The organism is Dactylosporangium sp. CA-139114 (genome assembly GCF_050955725.1).
Taxonomy (GTDB): Bacteria; Actinomycetota; Actinomycetes; order Mycobacteriales; family Micromonosporaceae; genus Dactylosporangium.
The window spans coordinates 7475636-7498108 of record NZ_CP192080.1; the positions used below are offsets into that span (position 1 = coordinate 7475636).

The 22473-nt window shown below is 72.7% G+C and carries 13 protein-coding genes; 6 read left to right on the forward strand and 7 right to left on the reverse strand.

Annotation, left to right across the window (positions count from 1 at the left end; genetic code table 11):
• Positions 1–68: 68 nt before the first annotated feature.
• Positions 69–1538: a multicopper oxidase family protein gene (locus tag ACQP2P_RS33250; protein ID WP_433607605.1), complete on the reverse strand. Its 1470-nt coding sequence runs from the start codon at positions 1536–1538 to the stop codon at positions 69–71.
• A complete protein-coding gene (locus tag ACQP2P_RS33255) occupies positions 1535–1936 on the reverse strand; it encodes a hypothetical protein (protein WP_433607607.1) in 402 nt (133 codons plus the stop codon). The genes ACQP2P_RS33250 and ACQP2P_RS33255 overlap by 4 nt, the downstream gene beginning before the upstream one ends.
• A gap of 134 nt (positions 1937–2070) precedes the next feature.
• Here ACQP2P_RS33255 and ACQP2P_RS33260 point away from each other — a divergent pair, with 134 nt between their 5' ends.
• The 4 genes from ACQP2P_RS33260 to ACQP2P_RS33275 all read left to right on the forward strand — a co-directional run bounded on the left by ACQP2P_RS33260 (position 2071) and on the right by ACQP2P_RS33275 (position 6134).
• A complete protein-coding gene (locus ACQP2P_RS33260) occupies positions 2071–3402 on the forward strand; it encodes a sensor histidine kinase (protein WP_433607609.1) in 1332 nt (443 codons plus the stop codon).
• A gap of 111 nt (positions 3403–3513) precedes the next feature.
• Complete coding sequence (locus tag ACQP2P_RS33265; RefSeq protein WP_433607611.1) at positions 3514–4167, forward strand: response regulator; 654 nt, start codon at positions 3514–3516, stop codon at positions 4165–4167.
• Between the two features lie 375 nt (positions 4168–4542).
• The gene (locus ACQP2P_RS33270) at positions 4543–5340 is read left to right on the forward strand and encodes an alpha/beta hydrolase (RefSeq protein WP_433607613.1); all 798 of its coding nucleotides are present in this window, start codon (positions 4543–4545) and stop codon (positions 5338–5340) included.
• Positions 5341–5345: 5 nt separating this feature from the next.
• Positions 5346–6134, forward strand: a complete 789-nt coding sequence (locus ACQP2P_RS33275; RefSeq protein ID WP_433607615.1) for an oxidoreductase — start codon at positions 5346–5348, stop codon at positions 6132–6134.
• A 10-nt stretch (positions 6135–6144) separates the two neighbouring features.
• Here the strand turns inward: ACQP2P_RS33275 and ACQP2P_RS33280 are convergent, their stop codons facing one another.
• Both ACQP2P_RS33280 and ACQP2P_RS33285 read right to left on the reverse strand, forming a co-directional pair.
• Positions 6145–9567: an ATP-binding cassette domain-containing protein gene (locus ACQP2P_RS33280; RefSeq protein WP_433607617.1), complete on the reverse strand. Its 3423-nt coding sequence runs from the start codon at positions 9565–9567 to the stop codon at positions 6145–6147.
• A gap of 33 nt (positions 9568–9600) precedes the next feature.
• Complete coding sequence (locus ACQP2P_RS33285; protein WP_433607619.1) at positions 9601–12831, reverse strand: BTAD domain-containing putative transcriptional regulator; 3231 nt, start codon at positions 12829–12831, stop codon at positions 9601–9603.
• Positions 12832–13171: 340 nt separating this feature from the next.
• Here ACQP2P_RS33285 and ACQP2P_RS33290 point away from each other — a divergent pair, with 340 nt between their 5' ends.
• The gene (locus ACQP2P_RS33290) at positions 13172–13714 is read left to right on the forward strand and encodes a GNAT family N-acetyltransferase (RefSeq protein ID WP_433607621.1); all 543 of its coding nucleotides are present in this window, start codon (positions 13172–13174) and stop codon (positions 13712–13714) included.
• A gap of 429 nt (positions 13715–14143) precedes the next feature.
• Here ACQP2P_RS33290 and ACQP2P_RS33295 read toward each other — a convergent pair whose 3' ends face one another.
• Positions 14144–15907: a discoidin domain-containing protein gene (locus tag ACQP2P_RS33295; protein ID WP_433607623.1), complete on the reverse strand. Its 1764-nt coding sequence runs from the start codon at positions 15905–15907 to the stop codon at positions 14144–14146.
• Positions 15908–16051: 144 nt separating this feature from the next.
• Here ACQP2P_RS33295 and ACQP2P_RS33300 point away from each other — a divergent pair, with 144 nt between their 5' ends.
• The gene (locus tag ACQP2P_RS33300) at positions 16052–17413 is read left to right on the forward strand and encodes a M1 family metallopeptidase (protein WP_433607625.1); all 1362 of its coding nucleotides are present in this window, start codon (positions 16052–16054) and stop codon (positions 17411–17413) included.
• A 967-nt stretch (positions 17414–18380) separates the two neighbouring features.
• Here ACQP2P_RS33300 and ACQP2P_RS33305 read toward each other — a convergent pair.
• Both ACQP2P_RS33305 and ACQP2P_RS33310 read right to left on the reverse strand, forming a co-directional pair.
• Complete coding sequence (locus ACQP2P_RS33305) at positions 18381–19166, reverse strand: alpha/beta fold hydrolase (protein WP_433607627.1); 786 nt, start codon at positions 19164–19166, stop codon at positions 18381–18383.
• Between the two features lie 175 nt (positions 19167–19341).
• Positions 19342–22197, reverse strand: coding sequence for a M36 family metallopeptidase (locus ACQP2P_RS33310; protein WP_433607629.1), 2856 nt, complete (start codon positions 22195–22197; stop codon positions 19342–19344).
• Positions 22198–22473 lie beyond the last annotated feature (276 nt).

Below are 22473 nucleotides of genomic sequence, written 5' to 3' on the forward strand. Positions count from 1 at the left end.
GGGGACCCAATTCCGGGGCCGGCGCCCGCGCGCTCCGCGTTGCGTGCCTCGCCGCCGTGGGCGGGCTGTCAGGCCTCGACCACGAAGTCCGCCATCATCGCCATGTCCTCGTGCTCCAGGTTGTGGCAGTGCAGCATGAACGTGCCGGTGTAGTCGGTGAACCGCACGGCGACCTCGACCGCCTCCGAGGCCCGCAGGTCCACGGTGTCCTTCCACCCGTGGTCGTACGCCCCGAGCTCGCCCGCGTTGCGCGAGACCACCTGGAAGTGGTTGAGGTGCAGGTGAACCGGGTGATGGAAGTCGGACACGAACCGCCAGTGCTCCACCTCCCCGAGCCGCGGCCGGGCCACCGCGCGGCCGGGCCGGTACTCCAGGTCGTTGATCCGCCAGGTGCCGTCGGGTCCCTGGTTGAAGGCGAACGTGCGCGTGCGGGCCGGGGGCGGGAGGGGTTCGGCGGTTCGGCTGAGCAGTGGCCCCACCGCTGCATCGTCATCGCGGCGGGAACCTGTCACGTCGAACCGCATCACGTTCCCGCCGTCGCGGTCGACGAGCCGCACGCGCGTGCCGGGTTTGTAGCGACCGAAGTCGACGACCACGTCGAACCGCTCGGCGGGCGCGATCCGCAGCGAGTCGTGCCCGATCGGCCGTCGCAGCAGCCCGCCGTCGCTGCCGATCTGCGTGAACGCGGCTCCGCCCGGCGGCTGCGGGTCGAGCTCGAGACGGTACCGCCGCGCGTTGGACGCGTTGAGCAGCCGCAGCCGGTAGCGGGCCGGGTCGACCTCGTGCACCGGCCACGGCAGCCCGTTGACGAGCACGACGTCGCCGAGCACGCCGTTCATGAAGGCCGGGTCGCCGGTCGGGTAGCGCAACGAGCCGTCGGCCTCGAACGCGCGGTCGGTGAGCATCAGCGGCAGCTCCCGTTCCCCGCGGGGCAGCGCCAGCGCGTCCTCCTCGTCGTCGCGCACGAGGTGGAATCCGGCCAGCCCGCGGTAGAGCGCCGGGCCGGTGAAGCCCATGCGATGGTCGTGATACCAGAGGGTCGCCGCGCGCTGGGTCATCGGATAGCGGTACGTCCGGCTGCCCACGGTCACGTCCCCGCGCATCGCGGCCATGTCGTGGTGCGTGGTGGTGCTCGCCGCGCCGCGCTCGGGCATGATCTCGTCGATCGGGTAGCCGTCGCTGCCGGCCGGCGTGTGCCCGCCGTGCAGGTGCACCACCACGGGCTCGGGCAGCCGGTTGCGGTGCGTGAGGGCCGCGGGCCGCCCCGAGCGCGTGATGACCGTCGGCCCCGGGAAGCTTCCGTCGTACGTCCACGCGCGCGTCGTCAGCCCCGGCAGGATGTGCAGATCGGCCTCCCGCTGCACGATCTCGCCGCCGGTGTGCACGGGCGGGATGGTGAGCCGCGCCTCGAACGGCTTCGGCAGCTCGGCCCGGCTGCGCAGGAGCTTCCCCGGCCGTTTCGGCGTGAGCAGCGACCATCCGAGCCCGGCGGCCCCGAGCGCGGCGGCACCGGCCCCGAGCAGCGCGCGCCTTCTCATGCCGGCACCGCCCCGGCCTGCTCGCGGGCGCTCGGCAGCGGCGTCTTCCACGCCCACGTCGCCCCGTGGACGGTGCCGATCGCCATGAGCACGCCGATCGGCACGTGCAGCTCGAGGATGCGATACACCCCCAGGATGCCCTGCGTCGCCAGCAGCAGCGGGATCATGACGCCTTCGCGCGGCAGTGACGACGGCCGTTCGCGGCGCCCGGGCAGGAACACCAGGACCGCCTGCAGCAGCGCGACGACCACCATCGAGAAGCCGCCGAGCATGTGCCAGCGCAGCACCGCGTAGTGCCCGCTGAGAAAGCTTCCGGCCAGCAGCACCTGAACCGCGGCGAGGACTGCGAGCGCGGCGCTGGTCCCCCGCAGCGCCATGTGGACCGTTCGTGCGTTCATGGCCGCAGATGCTGCCGCGGACCGGAGATCAAGTCGTCAGACCACGGTCTAGATCTTGTACCACCCTGAGATGACAGCTCGGATACCACCCTGGGCCGACGCGCATCCGCCTGCGACCGCCTAACGTCAGGCCCATGCGACACGTCTGGCGCGATCTGGCGTTGGCCACCGGGGCGGCGGTGCTGGCCGTCGGCGGGGCCGTCACGTCTCCGGCCGGCCGCACCGACCTCGACGCGACGGGCGTGCTGCTGCTCATCGTGGCCGGGCTCGCACTGGTCGCCCGGCGGCGCTGTCCGCGGTCCGTGCTGGCGGTCGCGGCCGCGAGCCTGCTCGCCTACCTGGTGCTCGGCTATCCGGGCGTGGGGCCGGCGCTGCCGGTGCTCGTCGCGCTCTACACGACGGTGCACCGCGGCCACGGCAAGACCGCCCGCGCCACGATCGCCGGGATCCTCGTGGTCGGCATCGTCGGCGACGCCATCGGCTCCGGCGCCCGCCCGGCGGAGGTGTTCCAGCGCTGGTTCCTCATCATCGGCTGGATGGTCGCCTCGAGCGTGATGGCCGAGGTGACCCGGCAGCACCGCGCCTACCTGGAGCAGGTCGAACGCCGGGCCGAGGAGGCCGAGCGCACCAGGGAGGAGACGGCCCGGCGCCGAGCCGTGGAGGAGCGCCTGCGCATCGCCCGCGAGCTGCACGACTCCCTGACGCACAGCATCTCCATCATCAAGATCCAGGCCGGCGTGGCCGTGCACCTGGCCCGCAAGCACGACGAGCCGGTGCCGGAGGCCCTGCTCGCCATCCAGCACGCGAGCACCGACGCCATGCGCGAGCTGCGCAACACCCTGGAGGTCCTGCGCACCGCCCCGGACCCGCTCGCCACGGACGGCAACGGCAACGGCAACGGCAGCGACAACGGCCTGGCGCACCTGGAGCGTCTGGCCGAGGGCGCGCGACGGTCCGGCCTGCCGGTGACCGTGCACACGACCGGGCCGCACCGCGACGTGCCGCCGGCCGTGGACGAGACCGCCTACCGCATCGTCCAGGAGGCCCTGACCAACGCCGCTCGGCACGCGGGCACGGCGGAGGCGACGGTGTGCGTGGAGTTCGCCGCGACCACGCTGACCATCCGCGTCGACGACGACGGCCGCGGCACGACCACGGCTCCGGCACCGGGCGTGGGCCTGACGGGGATGCGCGAGCGGGTGACGGCCCTGGGCGGCTCACTGCGCACGGGCCCACGCCCGGCGGGCGGCTTCACCGTCGAGGCCCGTCTCCCGCTGACCACCCCACCCGCCCCATCGCCCGTCGCAGCGCCACCCGTCCCCGCGACCTCGGCTCCACCGGCGCAGGACGATCCGGGCCGGCCCGATCCGGCGCCGGACGTCACGGTCCGCGACATGGCTTCGGCGTCCGACGTCACGCTGACCGCCACCGCGCCGCGCGACGAGCCCCGGACGGTCCGGACGTGAGCCGCGAAACGGCCGTCGAGCGGAACTTCCGCAACCGCCGCGCGATGGAATCAGGCGGTGCGGCATGAGGCGCGGGGACGTCGTCCGGGGCGGCGCGGCGGCGGTGGCTTCATGATCCGGGTGCTGCTCGTGGACGATCAGGCGCTCATCCGGGCCGGGTTCCGGGCGCTGCTCGCGGCCGAGGACGACATCGAGGTCGTGGCCGAAGGGGTGGACGGGGAGCAGGCGGTCGCGCTGGCCTCGCAGCATCTGCCCGACGTGGCACTCGTCGACATTCAGATGCCCGGGGTCGACGGGATCGAGGCTACCCGGCGGATCGCGGGCGACCCCGCCCTCGCGGGGGTGCACGTGGTGATGCTGACGAACTATGGGCTGGACGAATACGTCTACGCGGCGCTGCGGGCCGGGGCCGCCGGGTTCATGGTCAAGGACACCGAGCCGGCCGACCTGCTCCACGGGGTGCGGGTCGCGGCCCGGGGGGACGCGCTGCTGTCGCCGGCGATCACGCGGCGGTTGATCGGTGAGTACGTGGCTCGGCCGCCGCGGGGGCCGTTGCACGGGGCGGTGAGCACGCTCACGAACCGGGAGCGTGAGGTGGTCGCGCTCGCCGCCCGGGGACTGTCCAACGATGAGATCGCCCAGCGGATGGTGATCAGCCTGGCCACGGCCAAGACGCACGTGAGCCGGGCGATGACGAAGCTGCGGGCGCGCGACCGGGCGCAGCTGGTCGTGTTCGCCTATGAGTCGGGCCTCGTCACCGTCTGACCGTGCCTGCCCAGACGCGGAGCGCAGAGCGGAGAGCGGAGAGCGGAGAGCGGAGAGCGGAGAGCGGAGAGCGGAGAGCGGAGAGCGGAGAGCGGAGAGCGCGGCGGCGGGCCGGCGGTTGCTGCAGTGCTGCGGTGTCGAGCGCGCCCGGGACGAAGGTTCCGCAGTCGTCGTTCGGGGAGAGGCCGGCATCAGGACGTCGGCGCTGCTCACCGAGACCGCTCGACGCGCCGGGCACGATCCCCTGGGGCGACCGGGCCCGGGCCGGGCTGCGTCTTGCCGAAGCTCGGCATCACGTCGCGAGCCCAGCCGCGCGCCGCGATGACCGTCATGTGACGCAAGCGAAGCCGGACCCCCGCGCCGTACGGTCCGCGCATGACTACCGAGACGCCGGTGCTCTTCATCCACGGCCTCTGGCTGCACGCCACCTCGTGGGCTCCCTGGACCGAGCTGTTCACCGACGCGGGCTACCGGACCGCGGCCCCCGGCTGGCCGGGCGAACCCGACACCGTCGAAGGCGCCCGCGCCGAGCCGGAGGCGATCGCCGACCACGGCATCGACGACGTCGTCGCCCACTACGCGAAGATCATCGACGGGCTGGACGCGAAGCCGATCCTCGTCGGGCACTCGTTCGGCGGCATGATCGCCCAGAAGCTGCTCGGCCAGGACCTCGCCGCGGCCGCGGTGGCCATCGACGCCGCGCAGATCAAGGGTGTCCTGCCCCTGCCCCTGTCGTCGCTGCGGGTCACCTTCCCCGTGTTCAAGAACCCGGCCAACCGGCACCGGGCCGTCTCCCTCACCGCCGAGCAGTTCCGCTACGCCTTCGGCAACGCCATCAGCGAGCAGGAGTCCGACGAGCTCTTCGAGCGGTGGGCGATCCCGGCGCCCGGCAAGCCGCTGTTCGAGGCGGCCGCGGCCAACTTCGACCCGCACTCGCCGGCCAAGGTCGCCGTCGGCAACGACCGGCGCGGGCCGCTGCTGCTCATGATGGGCGGCCGCGACCACACGGTGCCGGAGGCGGTCACCCGGGCGACGCTCAAGCAGTACCGGCACTCGGAGGCGGTCACCGACATCCACGAGTTCCCGGACCGGGCGCACTCGCTGACCATCGACCACGGCTGGCGCGAGGTCGCCGACGTCGCCCTCGGCTGGCTGCGCCAGCACGGCCTGTAGGCGCGATGGACCTGCAGCTGAAGGGCCGGACCGCGGTCGTCACCGGGGCGAGCAAGGGCATCGGGCTCGCCATCGCCCGCGCCCTGGCCGCCGAGGGGGCCGCGGTCGTGGCCGGGGCGCGCGGCGTCACCACGGAGCTGTCCGACCTCGCCGCGCGGGAGGCGGTCACGCCGGTCGCGGTGGACCTGAGCACGCCGGACGGCCCTGCGCGGCTCGTCGAGGCGGCGCTGGCCGCGCACGGGGGCCTCGACATCCTGGTCAACAACGTGGGCGCGGTGCGGCCGCGCCCGGGTGGGTTCGCCTCCGTCACCGACGACGACTGGCTCGCCACGCTGACGATCAACTTCCTGGCCGCAGTGCGCACCACCCGGGCCGCGCTGCCGCACCTGATCGCGCGCGGAGGCGGGGCGATCGTGACCGTCAACTCGGTCAACGCCCGCCTCCCCGACCCGCTCGTGATCGACTACAGCGCGGCCAAGGCGGCCCTGGCGAGCTTCTCCAAGGCGCTGTCGAAGGAGGTCGCGGCGCACGGCATCCGGGTGAACACGGTCAGCCCGGGGCCGGTGAGCACCGGGCTGTGGCTCGGCGCCGACGGCGTCGCCGTGACCGTGGCCAAGGCCGCCGGCGCCGCGCCCGAGGACGTGGCCCGCAAGGCCGCCGGCGACTCGGTGACCGGCCGGTTCACCGAGCCCGAGGAGGTGGCCGACCTGGTCCTCCTCCTCGCCGGCGGCCGCGCGGGCAACGTCACCGGGGCCGACTTCGCCATCGACGGCGGCCTGATCCAGACGCTCTAGTCCAGACGCTCTAGCCGGCCAGGTGGCCCCAGTCCGGTTCGAGCTCGCGCCAGGTGCCCTGGGCCGCCGCGGTGCCGTCCTTGAGGACGACGACGCGGTCGGCCTGGGTCAGGGCGGCGCGCTTGGACGTGGAGCCGATGACCGTCACGCCGTGCTCGCGCAGCGCCTGCCACAGCGCCAGCTCGGTCGTCACGTCCAGCGCCGAGGACACGTCGTCGGCGATGAGCAGCTCCGTGCGCGGGGCCAGGGCGCGCGCCAGCGCGAGGCGCTGGAGCTGCCCGCCGGACAGGCGGGTGCCCTTGTGCCCGATGAGCAGGCCCAGGCCCGAGCCCGCGGCCGCCAGGTCGTGCTCCAGCTGCGCGGTCGACACGGCGCTGTCCGCGTCGACCTCGTGGCCCAGCGCGATGTTGTCCGCGATCGTGCCGGACAGGACGCGGGGCAGCTGCGCGACGTAGCCGATCTGGTTGGGCCGCAGGAACATCTCGGGCTCGGTCACCGCCTCGCCGTTCCAGCGCAGCTTCCCCGTGTGGTGCACGATCCCGGCCAGGGCCCGCAGCAGCGAGGACTTGCCGGAGCCGACGGGCCCGACGACGAGCACGAGCTGGCCGCGCTCGACGGCCAGGTCAAGGTCGCGCACGGCCACGGTGCCGTCCTCGTGCACGGCCGCGAACCCGGCGAGCTCCAGCCGCCGCAGCGGATGCCGCGGGGCCGTCGGCGGGGCGGGCGCGGTGCCGGCGGACAGATCGACGCCGGGGACGGCGGCGGCGTACTCCCCATTGCCCACCATCTCGACGGTCCGCCGCGTCCAGACCCGCGCCGAGGGCAGCTGCGAGACCAGCGACGCCGTCGTCCAGGCGAACCAGCGGGCCGAGCCCAGCGTCGACACGGCCACGAGCGTCGCGCCCGCGGAGAGCCGGCCCGACAGCAGCAGCGCCCAGGCCCCGATCGGCAGCAGCCCGCTGGCCAGGGCCGGGGTCGAGCGGGCCCAGATCTGCACGGCGATCTCCCGCCGCACCCGGAGGCTGCGCACGCGGTCCAGCTTCGCCAGGTGCTCGAGCACCGGGACGGTGGCGCCGGCGAGCTTCACGGTGCGGGCGGCCGACAGCGACGACACGAGCGCCGTGGCGAACGCGGCCCGCGCCGCGACCGTCCGCTGCGCCGAGCGCTTCAGCGCCGGCCCGAACAGCGCGGCGGCGAGCCCGGAGAGCACGATCGTCGCGGCCATGAACCCGGCCGGGACGAACGAGCCCGCCACGATCGTCATCGTGACGATCGCCCACAGGCAGATCCACTGGTCGATGAGGTGGTCGGCGAGCATGACCACCCGCTCGGTGTCGCCGCCCTGGGCGACGACCTCGGCCGGGGTGTGCTTGCTGACCCGCCGGGCGCCGGTCTGCCCGTGCACCAGGCGCAGGCTGATGCGCAGCAGCTGGCGGACCCACCACTCGGGGAACCATTTGCCGGTGTAGTACGGCAGCGCCATCGGCACCAGCAGCGCCGCCGTGATCCCGAGCGCCGGCCACAGCGCGTCGCCGATGCCGTCGACGAGGTCCGCCCACAGCCACGGCAGCACCGAGCCGTCGAGCGCGACGAGCATCATGAGCGCGAAGACGACCACGGAGACGAGCCCGAAGCGCCGGTCGTTCATGGTCAGCCTGAAGATGTTCCACAGGGTGCGCGCCCGCGGCACCGACGGCAGCGGCGGCGGGTCGGCCTTGATCCCCGCGCTGCTGACGACCACCGCGCCCGCGCCCGCGGACGAGGCGGGTCGCTCGAAGGTCGAGGCCGCCAGCAGCGCGGCGAAGCGCTCCGAGGAGGCGAGCGGGCCGGCCTCGACCACGGCGCCGTCGGCGAGCACGACGACCTCGTCGCACTGCTGCACCGAGGAGAGCCGGTGGGCCACGATGATGCCGATGCGCCCGGCCAGCAGCCGCGCGGTGGCCCGCTGCACCTGCGCCTCGGTCACCGGGTCGAGCCGCGCGGTCGCCTCGTCGAGGATGACCACCTGCGGGTCGCGGACCACGATGCGCGCGAACGCGACGAGCTGCTCCTGGCCGGCCGAGAGCATGTGGCCACCGTCGCCGAGGCGGGTGTCGAGGCCCTCGGGCAGCTCGGCGACCCAGCCGGTCAGGCCGAGCTCGTCCACCGCCCGCGCGGCCGCGCCGAGCAGGCCGGGGTCGAACAGCGCGATGTTCTCGGCCAGGGTGCCGGCGAGGATCTCGGTGCGCTGCGGTACGACGGCGATCCACCGGCGCAGGTGCTCCAGATCGAGCTCGAGCAGGTCGGTGCCGCCCAGGTAGACCGAGCCGCGCGGGATGTCCACGGCCCGGGTGAGGACCTTGGCCAGCGTCGACTTGCCGGAGCCGGTGCGCCCGATGAGCGCATAGGAACGGCCCCGGGCGAACGTGAGCGTCACGTCGCGCAGGGCCGGTTTGCGGGCCGTCTCGGAGTACCGGAAGGTCAGCTCGCGCACCTCGAGGTCCCCGGCCGCGGGCATCGCGCCGCCTATGGGCTCCTGTGCGGCGTCACGCAGGAGTTGTACCCGGGCCCACGCGCCGAGCGCGTACTGCAGGTCGGGCACCATCCGGCTGGTCTGCTCGACGGTCCCGCCGAAGCCCAGCGCCAGCAGCCAGATCGCGCTGAGCCGGGCCACGTCGATGCGGTCGGTCGCGAGCGCCCACACGCCGCCGAGGACGATGAGCGCGATGGTGAGCCGCACGAAGCCCGAGGCGACGGACGTGACGGCGGCCGAGCGCACCCAGACCCGGCGCCCGCGCTCGAGCACGGCGGCGGCCCGGCGCGCGAAGAGGCGCAGCACGTACGGGCGCGCCAGCGAGGTGCGCACGTCGTCCTGGCCGTGGATGCTCTCCTCCATGACGGCGGCGAGGTCGCTCCAGGCCTCCTCCTCGCCCATCCGGCTGGCGGCGATCTTCGAGGTGGGCTTGCGCAGGCCGATGGTGAGCCCGACGACGATCACGATCATCGCGACCCCGGCCGGCCACCACACGAACAGCGCCGTGCCGATGGACAGCACCGTGTAGCAGGCGGACTGCGCGATGCGGACGCCGGCGTTGCGCATTTCGCCGCCGACCTGGTAGACGTCGTTGTCGATCCGGTCGAGCAGCTCGCCGACCGGCGTCGTCTCCAGCGTCGGCAGGTCCTGGCCGAACGCGACCCGGCACAGGCGGCGGCGCACGTCGGCGCACCAGTCGGCGGTGAGCCGGGCCATGATGAGCCCGACGGCGAGATCGGTGAGCACGGCGGCCGCGAGGGCGGCCGCGAGCACACCGAACATCGCCCAAGATCGATGAATGAGCACGGATCCGCCGACCGCGGACGCCGCGGCCTGCCCGGCCGCGCCGAGCACGATGAGCAGGGCCACGGCCACGGTTCTTCGCGGCGACGTGGCCCAGAGATCACGGATCAGACGCATGGTGGGGCCCCCGGGGTGCTGGCTGCGGTGCCTTCAGCCTGCCTCGGGAGCCGGGGACCGCTCAACGCATTTACTCGCGGGGAAGTAGTCCAGGACATTGCCGAGCGTCGCGGCGCGGCCCCGCTCGACCGCCCCGGGCACGGCCTCGGCACCGAGCGCGGCGCGGGCCCGCGCGTCCACGTCCGCGGTCCACGGCCGGGTGGCGTCGTGCGTGCCGCGGACCGCCCGCGCCGCGGCCAGCAGCGTCACCGCGCGCGCCGCGTCCCCGCCCAGCAGCGCGGCCTCGGCGGCGTCGTCGACCGCGTTGGCGACCGCGTACGCGTCGAACGCGGCACGGCCCTGTTCGACGGCGAACCGGAGCGCGGCGCCCGCCGCGGCGTGCTCGCCGTCGCGGGCCAGCAGCACCGCGCGGCCGGAGTGCAGCAGGGCGAGCATCTGCGGCGAGACCCGGTGGTCGCCGACGAGGTCGAGGGCGCGGGCGAAGCGGTCGCGGGCCGCGTCGAACCGGCCCGTGCGCAGGTCCCGGTGGGCGTAGGCGTACTCGACGAAGGCGATGCTGTCGGGCACCCCCGAGCGCCGGGCGGTCCACTCGGCCTCGGCGAGGACCGCGTCCGCGCGCGAGTCGTCGCCGCTGAGGTAGTACAACTGCGCCAATCGCACCTCGGTGACCGGCCGGTCCTCGGTCGAGCCGAGCAGCCGCAGGTAGGTCAGCGCCTCCTCGTAGTGCGCGATCGCCTCGCGGTGGCGGCCCTCGTGGGCCTTGGCCTCGGCGAGCGCGGCGAGCGCGAACGACATGCCCCAGCGCTCGCCGATGCCCTGGAACGCCTCCAGCGACGACTCGAACGCGGCGCGTGACTCGGCCGCGCGGGCGCCGGTGTTGAGCAGCGTGTGCCCGACGAGCAGGCGGCCGAGCCCGGCGATCCAGGGGTCGGGGTCGCCGGACAGCGCCGCGATGCGCTCGAGCACGACCCCGACCGGGCCCTGCCGATACAGGCCCGCGACCGCCTGGAAGAGCCGGAACAGCGGGTGTTCGCCCTCGTACCGCACCGCCTCCGAGAACCAGCCGTCGAGCATCTCGGTGTCGCCGAGCCCGTCGAACCCGTTGACCGCGGCCACCCCGCAGGCCATCGCCCGGGCGTCGGGGTCGGACGGGCCCGGCAGCGACAGCGCGGCCGAGGCCAGGGCCGCGCCCTCGACCCGGTGGCCGCCGAGCCACCAGTACCAGCCGGCCACGGCGACGAGCCGGACGGCGAGATCGCTGTCCCCGGCCGCGATCGCCCGCCGCAGCGCCCCGTGCAGGTTGTCGTGCTCGGCGCCGAGCTCGGCGAGGGCCTCCAGCTGGCCGGTGCCCCGCAGCGCGGGCTCGAGCCGCTGGGCCAGGGCCAGGAACCAGGCGCCGTGGCGGCGGCGCACCTCGTCCGTCTCGCCGGCGTCGTCCAGGCGTTCCAGGCCATATGCGCGGATCGTTTCGAGCATGCGGTACCGCAGATCGTCGCCGACCACCAGCAGCGACTTCTCCACCAGGGTGGTCAGCAGCTCGTCCGGGTCGCCCAGGCGCCCGCCGGGATCGCAGACGGCGGCCGCGGCGGCGACGGTCGCCCCGCCGGGGAAGATCGCCAGCCGGCGCAGCATCGCGCGCTCGGGCTCGGCCAGCAGGTCCCAGCTCCAGTCCACGACCGCGCGCAGGGTCTGATGGCGGGGCCGGGCGGTGCGGCTGCCCCGGCTGAGCAGCCGGAACCGGTCGTCGAGCCGATCGGCGATGTGCGCCGGGGTGAGCGAGCGGCAGCGGGCCGCGGCGAGCTCGATCGCCAGCGGCATCCCGTCCAGCGCACGGCAGATCCGGGCGACGGCGCCGGGGTCCTGCGCGAGCCCCGCCGGCCCCGCCAGCCCCGGCCGCACGGCCGCGGCCCGGTCCGCGAACAGCCGCGCCGCCGAGTCCTCCGCGAGCGGCTCCACCCCGAAGAGCACCTCGCCGGTGATGCCGAGCGGCTCCCGGCTCGTGGCCAGCACCCGCAGGTGCGGGCACTCCCCCAGCAGCCGCTCGGCGAGCTCGGCCGCGGCCGCGACGACGTGCTCGCAGTTGTCGAGGATCAGCAGCAGGCGCCGGTGGGCCAGAGCGGTGGCCAGGCGCCGGGGCGCGTCGTCGGTGTCGAGCCGGCGGCCGGGCGCGGCGGGCTTGCCGGCCGGGTCCCGCAGGCCGAGCGCGCCCCAGACGGCCTGGATCACGTCGCCGGGGTCGGTGAGCGGCGCGAGCTCGACGAGCCAGACGCCGTCCGGGATCTGCCCGGCCAGCGCCCGCCCGGTCTCGACGGACAGCCGCGTCTTGCCGGCACCCCCGGGCCCGACGAGCGTGACGAGCCGCCCGCCGGTGACGAGCCGGCGCACCGCGGCCAGGTCCGCGTCGCGCCCGACGAAGCTCGTGAGCGCCGCGCGCAGGTTACCCTCGGCGGGCCGCTGCTGTTCACCACGCAGGACCCGCAGGTGTACCGCCATCAGCCCCGCCGACGGATCAGCGCCCAGCTCCTCGGCGAGCCGGTCCCGGCACCGCTCGAACACCGCCAGCGCCTCGGCCCCGCGCCCGGCCGCGGCGAGCGCGCGCATCAGCAGCGCGACGAGCCGTTCCCGCAGCGGATGCGCGGCGACGAGCGCCTCGAGCTCGGCGACGAGCCGCTTGCCGATACCGACCTCGACGTCGGTACGGTCTTTCATGGCGAGCTCGGCCTCGATACGGTCCCCGATACCGACCTCGGCCTCGATCCCGTCTTCAATGGCGAGCTCAGCCTCGATACGGTCCTCGATCGCGGCCAGGCGCAGCTCGTCGAGGCGGGCCCGCCACGGCCGGGCGAACGCGGCCTCCCCGGCGTCGGCGAGCGCCGGCCCGCGCCACAGCCCCTCGGCCCGCCGGAACAGCGCGACGGCCGCGCCGGGGTCGCCCGCGGCCCGGGCCCGCCCGACGAGCGCCTCGAACCGCAGGTGGTCGACGTCCTGCGCGTCGATGTCGAGCAGATAACCGGTCGGGCGCGCCTGCAGCACACCGTCGGGCAGCACCCGGCGCAGCCGCGAGACGAGCGACTGCAGCGCGTTGCCGGCGCCGGCGGGCGGATGCTCACCCCACACCCCGTCGGTGAGCCGCGCGGCGGTGACGACGCGGCCGGGCTCGAGCGCGAGGAGCGTGACGAGCACACGCAGCCGCGACCCGCCGACTTCGAGGGGCACCCCGTCCCCGTCGGCGACCTCGAGGGGTCCTAGCAGCCCGATTCGCACGCTGATGATTGTGCTCTCTTTGACCGTGCGCTCGCGGGCCCGGGTTCACACCGCCTGTCGTCGAGCTTCGTCAGGCCCTTGGGGGCGTGCCGTGCCCGAGTCGCGCGTCGGGGTTGTCGATCTGCGCGCTCTTCTCTCGATCCGCGCGTTCTCCTCTCGATCTGCGTGCTTTCTCTCGATCTGCGCGTTCTCTTAGCGATCTGCGCGCTCTTCTCCCGATCTGCTCCCTCTTCTCCCGATCTGCGCGCTCTCCTCTCGATCTGCGCGCTCTTCTCCCGATCTGCGCGCCGGACGGGAGGCCCGCGACGGGGGCGGCCACGTCCCCGATAGGGTGCGGTTCGTGGCCCTGCCGCCGATCCGCACGGCCCGGCTCGTCCTGCGCGAGCCGGCCGTCACCGACGCCGCAGACGTGCACGTGTTCCGCGGCGACCCAGAGGTCCAGCGCTTCAACGACGACCCGATGCGCACACTCGCGGAGACCGAGGCATTCGTCGAATACCTGCTGGCCGAGTCCGCCGCGGACCTACGCCGGCACTGGGCCCTGGAACTCGGCGGCCGGGTGATCGGCCTCATGGGACTGCACAGCTGGCAGCCCGCCCACCGGCGAGCCGAGCTCGGGTACGACCTCGCGAAGGAACACTGGGGCCGCGGCTACGCCACCGAGGCGGCGCGAGCGATCCTGCGCCACGGCTTCACCACGATGCGGCTGCGACGTGTGCACGCCCAGACCATCGCGGGCAACGATCGCTCGGTCCGGCTGCTGACGTCCCTGGGCTTCACCCGCGAGGGAACGCTGCGCCAGCACTCCCTGGAACCTGACGGCCACTTCCACGACTGCGCGATCTTCGGACTGCTGCGCACCGAGTGGGCGGCAGCGGTCTGACGGTCCTCGCCTCACCACCAGCGCCACAACTCCAGCCGCCCATTCCGCACGCCCCGCGCGGCCGCGCGAGTCGACGCCGTCTCCACGCGCTGACGCTTTCAGGCCGCGAACTTTGACGAACGCGCACTCGGACGGACGCGCACTTGGGCGATCGCGCACTCAGACGATCCGCGCCGCACGAACGCTCATTGCACGACTCGCTCGCCGCCCAAACGCACACCGCACGAGCTGCTCGCCGCCCAAACGCGCACTGCAAGAACGTTCACTGCACGAACGCTCAGTGCACGACTCGCTCGCCGCGCAAACGCGCAATGCACGAATCGCGGACTGCACGAACGCGCAGTGCGCGAGACGCGCAGTGCGCGAGACGCGCAGCGTGCTTGGCGGGGCTCCAGGACAGAGCGAATCCTGGAGCCCCGTCAGCAGCAATCAGCCGAAGACCTGGAACTCCCACAGCGAGTAGCCGTAGGCAGTCGCGCGCTGCGTACCGTAGACGCGCACATAGCGACCCGACCCAGTGACGTTCAGCGTCTGGTTGCCACCCGCGCCCGTCGTGGTGCTGTAGATCGACGTCCAGTTCGTGCCGTCGTTGGAGGTCTGGATCTGGAAGGCCTTGGCGTACGCCGCCTCCCAGTTCAGGTTCACCTTGCTGACGGCCCGCGTCGCCCCGAGGTCCACCTGCAGCCACTGCGGGTCACTGAACGCGCTCGACCAGCGGGTTCCGGTGTTACCGTCGGTCGCGGCCGACGCCGGCGTGCCCGCGTTCTCCGTCGACGACGCGGTGGTCGGCCGGCCCTGGGAGATCACCGTGCCGGTCGAGCCGCCGGGCGTTCCGGTCAGGCCGAACTCGTACAGCGAGTACCCGTACGCGGTCGCGCGCTGCGTGCCGTACACGCGCACATATCGACCCGACCCAGTGACGTTCAGCGTCTGGTTGCCACCCGCACCCGTCGTGGTGCTGTAGATCGACGTCCAGTTCGTGCCGTCGTTGGAGGTCTGGATCTGGAAGGCCTTCGCGTACGCCGCCTCCCAGTTCAGGTTCACGCTCGTGAGGTTGTACGTCTGGCCGAGGTCGACCTGCAGCCACTGCGGATCGCTGAACGCACTCGACCACCGAGTAGTGGCGTTTCCGTCAGTCGCGGCGGACGCGGGCGTCCCGGCGTTCTCGGTCGAGGAGGCGGTCGTCGGCTTGCCCTGCGCGATGTTGGTGCCGGTCGGGGGCGGGCTGGTCGTGCCGCCGCCCTTCTTGTTGTAGACGGCCACCCAGTCGATGTTCATCTGCGCACCGGAGACGGTGCTCGCGTTCGGGCCCCCACCGAAGGCGTCGGGGAAGCCGCCGCCCATGGCCAGGTCGTAGATGATGAAGAACGGGTGGTGCACGGCGTTGTTCCACGTCGTGGCGTCCACGCGGGTGGCCGGCAGCGTGAAGTAGTTCGCGCCGTCGAGGTACCAGCGGATCTCCTCCGGCGACTTGGACCGGTCGATCTCCACCGCGTACGTGTGGTAGCCGGTCTGGCACCCGGCGCACGCGCGCTCGCCGCTGCCGAGGCCCGTCGACTCGTTGCACGGGCCGCCGGGGTTCACGCCGCAGTGCAGGGTGCCGAAGACGGAGCTGCGGCCGTTGATGTCTTCGAGGATGTCGATTTCGCCGCTGGTCGGCCACGAAGTGCCGGTCCGCAGTGTCGATCCGAGCATCCAGAACGCGGGCCAGTAGCCGGCACCGTTCGCGGTCGTCACATTCGGCTGCTGGATCGAGGACTCCATGCGCACCACGTCGCCGGCGTCGGCGCCGAACGTCGCGGCCTGGGTCTCGATGCGGCCGGACGTCCAGCCGGCCCGCGGATCCGTGCCCGAATGCAGGGCCCGCAGCACCAGGTGCCCGTTGCCGTCCTGGAAGACGTTGGCGGTGCTGTTCGTCATGGTCTCGATCTCGCCGGTGCCGAAACTGCTGCCCGGACCGGTGTCGTACTTCCACGTGCCCGTGTTCACCCCGGTGCCCGCGGCACCGTTGAACTCGTCGCTCCACGTCAGCGTGAAGCCGGGCGGCGGTGCGGGCGCGGCGGCGGCCGCGAGCTGGGCGTTGTTCGACGTGCCGGCCTGCGCCACGGCGGTGACGGCGACCAGGGCGAGCGCCGCGGCGGCGGTGACGCCCGCGGCCCAGCGCCGGGCGCGACGGTGTGTTCGAGTGCGCATGGCTCTCCTTGGGATCCTGGCGGGGACTAGAGAGCGCTCTCTCAACCGGCACGCTACTCCTGCCGCACGGTACGACGTCAAGAGGGTTGCGACTCAGGTTCATAGATATTGACAGTCATCACTCACTGCTCCCACGCTGGCCGCATGACCATCCGGCTTCTGACCGCGCTCACCGTCGCGGTCACCACCGCCACCGCCGTCGCCGTCGGGATCACCGCCCCGGCCGCGTTCGCCGCGGTCGACACGACCCGGACCCCGGGCCTGGCCGACTACACCGTCACGCTCACGAGCGACACCACCGGCGCCTCGTGGAGCGGTCACGAGTCCGTCACGTTCACGAACACCTCGCCAACGACACTGCCCGAGGTGTACCTGCGGTTGTGGGACAACTACCACGGCACGTGCCCGTCCAACACGCCGATCACCGTGACCAACGTGACCGGAGGCTCTGCAGGTTCGCTCAGCGTCGGGTGTACGGCTCTGAAGATCACGCTGCCCACCCCGCTCGCACAGAACGCGACCGCGACGATCGCGTTCGACCTCGCAATCGTGGTGCCCGCGGGGGCTGATCGATTCGGGCGCGACGGGGCGTACAACTTCATCGGCAACGCGCTTCCGGTGCTCGCGGTGCGCGACGGGGCCGGCTGGCACCTCTCGCCGTACACGAACAACGGCGAGTCGTTCTACAGCCTCATCAGCGACTTCGACGTCACACTCGATCACCCGACGTCCATCTCGGTGCCCGCGACCGGCACGTCGACGGACACGCCGGGCACGAGCGGACGCACGATCACGCACGCTTCGGCGGCGAACGTGCGCGATTTCGCCTGGGCGGCGGGTCCGTTCACGAAGACCACCGGCGTGTCCCCGGGTGGATATCGCGTGAACGTGTACCGCACCAGCGCGATCAGCGCCTCCAGCGCCAGTTCGATGCTCAGCACGGCGATGGGCGCGCTCGACGCGCACTCGCAGCGCTTCGGGGCGTACCCGTACGGCGAGGCCGATGTGGTGCTGGACAACAACTTCTGGTTCGGCGGGATGGAGTACCCGGGCTTCGTGCTCGACGTGGTGTCGAGCAACGCCCTCGCGCACGAGCTCGCGCACCAGTGGTTCTACGGCATCGTGGGCGACGACGAATACACGACACCGTGGCTCGACGAGGCGTTCACCGACTACGCGACGGACCTGTACTTCAACAAGACCGGCACCAACTGCTGGAACTCGGTGACGTGGCAGTCCTCGAGCGAACGGCTGACCAGCTCCATGGCCTACTGGGACGCGCACTCGTCCCGCTACTCCACCGTCATCTACGGATACGGCAAGTGCGCACTGCACGACCTGCGCCGCACCCTCGGCACGACGGCCATGACCAACCTGATGTTCAATTACGCGCAGTCACACTGGTACGGCGTCTCGACGGTGCCCGACTTCAAGGCGGCAGCCCAGGCGGCGGCCGGCTCGACGAGCCTGTCCTCGTTCTGGACGACCCACCGCATCGACGGCTGATCACGGCAGGGCCCCCGCACGGTGAGGGCTCCGGTCCTCGCCTCACGATTCGCCCACCGATCGTCGCTTCCGCGAGGATAGCGGATAGGCCACGCTGTCGCGGCAGCGGCGCAACGGAGCACAAACGGGGGCGGTGGAGCCAGACGACGGCGGCACCGCCCTGGCGACCGACGCAGCGAAGTGCTGTCGCGACAGCGGCGCAAAAACGGGCGCGTGGAGCCAGACGACGGCGACGCCGCGCTGACGATCGGCGCAACGGAGTGCTGTCGCGACACCGGCGCAACGCAGCGCAAACGGGCGCGTGGAGCCAGACGACGGCGACGCCGCCCTGGCGACCGACGCAGCGGAGCGCTGTCGCGACAGCGGCGCAACGCAGGGCAAACGGGGGCGGTGGAGCCAGGCGACGGCGGCGCCGCGCCGGCGATCGGCGCAGCGACCCTCACCCCGCTCGCCGTCGTCAACGGGCTCGCGCTCTGCCACGCCGAGTTGGCAGACGGCGCGGCGCAGACGGCGGCGGCTCAGCGACGTCGACGCCGACACCGGTGCTGCCCTGCCACGCGAAGCCGCCCGGCTGCGCGTGGCAGTGGCCGGCTCGCGCCCGGCCATGCCAAACAGGCAGTCGGCGCAGTACAGACGGCGACTGCCCAGCGCCGCCGGCGACAAACTCAGCGCCATCGGTCGACGCCGGTGCCGGTGCCGGTGATCAGCCAGCTCCGCCGCGCAAAGGCGCCAGGCCTCGCGCGGCAAGGACCGGCTCGCGCGCGTCCGGGCAGCCCGCGGTCAAGCCGGCCGTGAACAGCGACGCACTCCGATCCCCAGCGACCGGGATCGCTCCGGCTCGCCACGGCCAGCGCGCCCGCGCACAACGGCGCCAGTCCGGCTCGCTACAACGAGGGCGCACTCCGATCCCCAGAGACCCGGCAACCAGCCCGGCTCGCCACGGCCAGCGCGCCCGCGCACAGCGGCGTCAGTCCGGTTCGCTCAGGAACTCCTCCACCAGGCCGGGCAGCGATGGCGCCTCCGTGATGTCGTAGTGCGTGCGCCCCGGGATGATCGCCAGCCGCGACGCGACCCGCTTCGAGGCGTCCCAGTCCGCGTCGCGCAGGCCGCCGCCGAGCAGCGCGTAGAACTCAGCCGCGTGGGCGGGCGCAATCGAGTCGGCGTCGGCGTAGACGAGCATGGTCCGCGCCTGAATCCGGGCCGCCTCCGGGGACCAGTCGTAGTCGCGCCGCAGCAGTTCGCCGATCCGCGTCCCGAGCACCGGCCAGTCCTCGACCCGCGGCGCGACCCGGGCATAGGCCGCGTACAACGGCGACGCCTTCATCCCCTCCGCCGCCTCCGGCCCGAGCTGCGCCATCCCGGCCAGCACCTCGGGGAACCAGCCCGAGCGCCGCACCGGCGACGAGATCGCGATCAGCCGCCGCACGACGTCGGGGTGCTGTATCGCGATGCGGATCGCGGTGCCGGCGCCGAGGGAGTATCCGAGCACGTCGGTGCGGCCGAGTCCGAGATGCGAGATCAGCGCGGCGACGTCGTCGGCGCAGGTCTCGTACCGAAGTGGCCGTTCGGTCGCGGGTGTGTGCCCGTGCCCCTGCAACTCGACGGCGACGACCCGCCGTCGCTGCGCCAGGGCGGGCAGGAACGTCCCGAACATCTCGATGGTCCAGAACCCGCCGTGCAGCAGCACGAGCGGCTCACCCGAGCCGTGCTCCTCGTACCACAGCGAGACCCCGTTCACCTCGGCATACGTCATGCGCCGAACCTATCCCCGAGTGTCCCCGCCACGCTGCCGGACGAGCGGCGAGCACCGGTGCGGGGACGGATGTTGTGCTTCATGGGCCGGACCCTACTCGTGGGGTACGACAGAAAACGGCTCAACACGAGCGGGCCCCGCCGGCGTGTGCCGGCGGGGCCCGCAACGGTGTTGCCTACTGCTCCGGCGTGATCTTGCCGCTGGAGCCGAAGACCTGCACCTCGGCGATGCGGACCTCGTCGCGGAACTGGCTGTTGGCAGCACAGTCCGTGTTCGCCCGCGGGTCGTTGTCCTGCTCGCCGGCGTACAGCGGGTTGCCGGTGCACTGGCTGGACAGCACGACCACACGCACGTGCGTGGCCAGCGTCGGGTGGATGTCGAAGGTGCGCAGGTTCAGCTGCGGCGCCACCGGACGCCAGGCGCCACCCGGGAAGGCGTCGTCATTGCTGCGGTACGCCTCCTTGAAATTCGCATCCTTGCTGCAGTCGGCCTTCGTGGCGTCGCAGGTGAGCACCGCGAACGAGCGCAGAGCGCTGAACCGGTTCTGGTTCTGCGTGCTGGCGTCGACGTCGCCCCGCAGGGCCGGGCGCAGCAGGGCGCTGACGTTGAGCGAGTGGATGTTGACCGGCTTGTCGCCGGCCAGGTCGATCGTGACCTGCTTGCCGGCCACGCCGTTGACCGACGCCCAGTTGGTGCCTTCGGTCTCGTCGTTGATCTTGGACAGGTTGACGCCGTCACCGGTCGCCACCGCGCCCAGCGCCGAGGAGGCCACGTTCTGCGGCAGCTTCAGCTTCAGGTCCTGCGACTTGCCGGGCTTGAAGGAAGCGGTGAACTTCTGGCTGCCGAAGCCCTTGCCGTTGACCAGGAAGTGGAACTCGGTGTTGGGCAGGATCTGGAACGTCTCCGGCAGCGGCGTCGACGGGTCGGTGTCGGCCACGGGGGTCGCCCGGGCCTCGTAGTCGCCGACGTACAGCGTGACGTTCGCGCCGGCGGAACCGGCCATCGGCCGCAGGGTCACGGTCGCGTTCTGGGCGTACGGCGAGTGGAAGCTCGGCGTCGGGTCGGTGTCCGACGGAGCGCCCGTCGCACCCTCACCCAGGCCGGACTCGGCGAAGCCCTTCCAGATGATGTCCTGGTTGGCCCCGTTGAAGCGGACCAGGTCGGCGGCCAGCATGTTGTCGCGCATGCTGGTCATGGTGGCGCCACTGGCCGCCTGCAGCAGGAACGAGTCGAACATCAGCTGGATCCAGCGCCGGTTGCCCGGGCAGGACGCCACGTCGGCGGCGCCGTCGGCGCACTTCTGCTGCAGCTCGGGGGTGCCGAGGCCGTAGCGGCTGACGAACTCCTTCCGCACGCGCAGGTTCGTGGCGACCCAGATCTCGCCGTCGGCGTGGACCTCGGGGCCGACCAGGTCGAAGCCGAAGTCCGAGTAGTTCAGCGGGCTCTTGCTGGCGTCGTAGTCGCGGATGCCCTCGTGCACGTTGCCCGTGACGTAGGCGCCCGTGACGAACTCGGTGTCGCCGGGGGCGCGCAGGCCGTTCTCGAACAGGTACTCGGCGGCGACGAGGTCACTCCACGCCTCGCCCATCGAGCCGCCCTGCGAGCCGGAGATGCCGCTGTTCGGGCCGGCGATCATGCGGTTGGTGATCGCGTGGGTGTACTCGTGCCCGATGACGGTCATGTCGTAGTCGCCGTCAACGCACGGCGGGTACGCCGAGCCGGCCACCGGCTGCCACAGGTACATGTTGGTCGTCGACGTCGCACCGTCGCGGCCCGTGCTCTGGTTGGCGTTGTTCCGGCTGCCGCTCAGGGCGCCGGACTGCGCGCGACCCTGCTCCGGGTCGTTCCCCAGGCCGCCGGGCTGGGTGTTCACGACCTGCATGTTCCACGCGGCCTCGGTGAAGCCCAGGCGGTAGCTGAAGTCGTGCATCGCGTTGTGCATGCCGAACAGGTTCGACACCGCCGCGTCCGCGTCGTTGCGCGTCGCCGAGGTGAACACCTCTGGGTTGCACTTGGACTCGTGCCACTGGTCGGTGAACGCGTAGTTGTAGTTGCGGTCCGTCCGGGCGGCCGCCGGGAAGGCCGCCACGCCACCGCCCCACGACACCAGGTTGTTGGCCGAGTTGCCCGACGAGGTGAAGGTCGGCTGACCGGTGAGCTGGTTGACGTCCCAGGCCTTGCCCGAGGCGGCGTCCCGCACGGTCTTGACACAGTTGACCGCCGGCGTGAAGCACCAGGTCACGCGCGAGTCGGTGCCCGCCGTGACCGTCTGCGGCGCGGTCGTCGGGAAGACGGCCCAGGTCGGGTTGTCGGAGTCGAAGTCGACCATGTCCTCACGGATGAGGATCTCGCCGGTCCGCGCGTCGACGAAGGTCGAGTACGCGGTGGGGTTGTCGGCGTCGTTCGAGACCAGGCTGATCTGGTACGCGGCGCGGGGCCCGCCGTCCGGGGTGGGCACGGCGACCTCGATCACGTCGGGCGCGCCGATCTGACCGGCCGTGAGCCCGGCGTCGGCCAGGGCTGCGGCGACCGCGTCGGACGCCGACAGCGTCGCCGGCTCGGGCGCGGTGGTGTCGCGCGAGAGCGAAGACGTGACCCAGACGACGTTGCCCTTGTTGAGCAGGATCGACACGAGCCCGTCGTGACCGGCCGGCAGGTTGCCGAAGCGCTGCTGCAGCTGCACGACGGTGCCGGTGCCGAGCGCCTGGACGAGGACCGGCTGCATCGCGTCGACGGCCGGGGCGTCGAGCGCGTACAGCTCCTGGTTGTCGAGCAGATACTTGCGGGCCGCGGCGACCGGGTCGCCGGTCAGGCCGCTGGCCAGGGCCTGGTCCGGGCCGACGGCCTCGGGCTCGCCAAGGGAGTTCCAGCGGACCTTCGCGGCACCGACCCGGTCGGCGGCCGCCTGCTGCTTCGCGGTCGGCGCCTTGCCGCCGCGGCGGTTGTCGACGTCACGCGGGCCGTGCCCCTCGACGTCATGGGCTTTTCCGGGGTTCGGCTTGGGATCGGCGGCGGCAGGCGCGGCGGTCACCGCGCTCGTCGCCACGACGGCGGCGGCAGCGAACGCGGCTAGCGTCCTGCCCCGCCAGCGCCTGGGGTTCAACCCAGATTTGCGCACGATCGGTTCTCCTCTTGTTCGATGGGGGCGCGTGTTGCTTCCAGGGGGGCGCCAAGTGGATCTCATAGGGCCTATCACGGCTCGGCGCAGGCACACCAGGCTGCGCGAATGCGGGTCCACAATGGACGGGAACGCGACAGTTCCGCCTAACGGGGAAACTTCCTTCGGCGGTTCGGGCAACAACGGGCA

What these genes read in the sequence shown, in the direction of transcription:
- ACQP2P_RS33250 (WP_433607605.1), bottom strand. Translation starts at nt 1,538, where the DNA reads ATGAGAAGGCGCGCGCTGCTCGGGGCCGGTGCCGCCGCGCTCGGGGCC.
- ACQP2P_RS33255 (WP_433607607.1), bottom strand. Translation starts at nt 1,936, where the DNA reads ATGAACGCACGAACGGTCCACATGGCGCTGCGGGGGACCAGCGCCGCG.
- ACQP2P_RS33260 (WP_433607609.1), top strand. Translation starts at nt 2,071, where the DNA reads ATGCGACACGTCTGGCGCGATCTGGCGTTGGCCACCGGGGCGGCGGTG.
- ACQP2P_RS33265 (WP_433607611.1), top strand. Translation starts at nt 3,514, where the DNA reads ATGATCCGGGTGCTGCTCGTGGACGATCAGGCGCTCATCCGGGCCGGG.
- ACQP2P_RS33270 (WP_433607613.1), top strand. Translation starts at nt 4,543, where the DNA reads ATGACTACCGAGACGCCGGTGCTCTTCATCCACGGCCTCTGGCTGCAC.
- ACQP2P_RS33275 (WP_433607615.1), top strand. Translation starts at nt 5,346, where the DNA reads ATGGACCTGCAGCTGAAGGGCCGGACCGCGGTCGTCACCGGGGCGAGC.
- ACQP2P_RS33280 (WP_433607617.1), bottom strand. Translation starts at nt 9,567, where the DNA reads ATGCGTCTGATCCGTGATCTCTGGGCCACGTCGCCGCGAAGAACCGTG.
- ACQP2P_RS33295 (WP_433607623.1), bottom strand. Translation starts at nt 15,907, where the DNA reads ATGCGCACTCGAACACACCGTCGCGCCCGGCGCTGGGCCGCGGGCGTC.
- ACQP2P_RS33300 (WP_433607625.1), top strand. Translation starts at nt 16,052, where the DNA reads ATGACCATCCGGCTTCTGACCGCGCTCACCGTCGCGGTCACCACCGCC.
- ACQP2P_RS33305 (WP_433607627.1), bottom strand. Translation starts at nt 19,166, where the DNA reads ATGACGTATGCCGAGGTGAACGGGGTCTCGCTGTGGTACGAGGAGCAC.